Source organism: Gordonia sp. NPDC003422, from assembly GCF_053588675.1.
In genome coordinates this window covers 1-2,026 of record NZ_JBSFQL010000068.1, presented here as the reverse complement: position 1 = coordinate 2,026, position 2,026 = coordinate 1, and the positions used below count along the sequence as shown (strand labels likewise).

Below are 2,026 nucleotides of genomic sequence, written 5' to 3'. Positions count from 1 at the left end.
TGACGAGGCTCAAGGAAGTTCCCCAGGTGTGCTCATTGAAATTCCCCACCTGTGGGCGCTCCTACTGTAGCGACCTTCGGGTTGGCGCGGTGGCGGTGCGCTGGTTTTGGGTGCGGGCGTGGTGGTCACGGAGCCGGTAGGAGTCGCCGTCGAGTTTGAGTACGACTGAGCGGTGGAGCAGGCGGTCGAGCATGGCCGCGGCGACGGTGGTGTCACCGAGGACCTCACCCCACTCGGCGACAGATCTGTTGGTGGTGATCACGATGCTGGTTTTCAGATAGCGTTGTGCCACAACCTGAAACAATGCTGATGCGGCTTCTGCCGGTAGCGGTAGATACCCCAACTCGTCGATGACGAGCAGGGTCGGCCCGGCGAAGAATCGCATGCAGGTGGCCCACCGGCCCTCGATAGCGGCTTTGTGACAGCGCGCGGCCAGGTCGGCGGCGGTGGTGACATAGGTGCGATAGCCGGCGTGTACCGCAGCATGTGCCAACCCGACCGCCAGATGCGTCTTGCCGGTGCCGGGTGGACCGATGAGCAGCACGTTGGTGGCCGATTCCAGGAAGGCGCACGTGCCGAGTTCCCGGATCAACGCCCGGTCCACGCCGGGCGCGGCGTCGTAGTCGAATCCGTCCAGGGTGGCCGGGGTGGGCAGGCAGGCAAACCGCAGCCGCCCGGCCAGTCGGCGGGCTTCGGTGGCATCGACCTCGATGGAGAGGAGATGTTCGAGCGTGTGGGTCATCGACCACTCCTGCTCACCGGCGGTCTGGAGAACCTGTGGCAGGGCTTCGGCCGCGGCGTCGAGTTTGAGGACGGCGAGATGCCCGCGCAGTTGTTGATAGACCGAGATCGCTGATTGTGATTGAGGTGCACCACTATTCGGCGAGTCCAGTACGGCCCTGTTGGTGTTGGTGGTCATGGGAGGTGGGTCCTGTTCTGTGCGGCGCGTTCATAGACGCTCATGTCGATCACCGGCGCCTCAGAGTTTGAGTCGGTGGTGTTGGTTGTGTTGTAGCGCAGCATGTCTGCGGCTTTTCGGGCGTGTTCGCCGGGCGGGATGCGTTCCTTGCGGCGATGCGGTCGCCCGCCGGTCGCCGCCGAGGCCATCGCCGCCCGATCGAGCGCGACGACGTGGCCGTGGTCACGGATCTGGGCACCAGTGCCGGGTGCGGCCAGGCGATGCCGCGCGATCACGATCCCGGAGGTGGTGGCGATATCGATGTGGCCATCACCGAGCAGTTCGGTCACGCTCACCTCGCCCATCGCCAACTCGGGTGGCACCGAGTACTCGTTGCCACGCCAGGCCACCATGGCCTGTCGAGAAACAGTCCTGGTTTCGGCCACAACCGCCGGAAACGGCGCCGCTGGTGGCGGGGACAGGGGTTCGCGTTTGGCGACGGTAGCGACGTTGTAGCGGCCATCACGGGTGCGACGCATCCGTACATCGGAACGGGTGCGGCAGAACTTGTCGAGACTGGCCTGAGCGTCCTCGACGGTGATCTCGTCCGGCACCGTGCGCCACCAACGTTGCGCTGCAATACGATTCGAGGACTCGACCACACCCTTGCGGTTACCGCGACGCGGTGGGCAGATCGCCACCGACACTCCGTAATGCTTGGCCACACCGGCGAACTCGACAGTCAACGTACCGCTGGATGGGTGGCAGACCGTGGCCATCCGGTCGAACCGCCACACCTTGCTCACCCCGCCGAGCCTGCGGGTGATGCGGTCGAGCCCGGCGATCACATGTGGCCGGGTCATGTTTGGGGCCAGATAGCCGCGCCACCGCCCGGAATGAGCGAGTGCACCGACGAACAGATACGCCGTCGACCCCCACCCCCACGACGCCGGCGGATTCGGCAATTCCAGCCAATCCCATTGCGTCTCTTCACCAGGCGGGTGTTCGATCACCGCGTTCGGCCGATGAGTTGACGTGGCGCACTGCTCACACGTCGGCCGCAGATTCCGTGCCCGGATCTGACGAGTCAGGGTCTGATAGGACTGGGCGTACCCCAGCCCTTCTAGT

2 protein-coding genes are annotated in these 2,026 nt (G+C 65.2%); both read right to left on the bottom strand.

Going from position 1 to position 2,026, the window contains the following annotated elements; genetic code table 11:
• Window positions 1-61 precede the first annotated feature (61 nt).
• On the bottom strand, window positions 62-919 hold the full coding sequence (gene istB / locus ACWDTF_RS24770) for an IS21-like element helper ATPase IstB (protein WP_355280094.1): 858 nt from the start codon (window positions 917-919) through the stop codon (window positions 62-64).
• Window positions 916-2,026, bottom strand: a 1,111-nt coding sequence (locus tag ACWDTF_RS24765) for a Mu transposase domain-containing protein (RefSeq protein ID WP_449755245.1), incomplete at its 5' end; no start/stop codon positions are given. The genes ACWDTF_RS24765 and istB, both read right to left, overlap by 4 nt.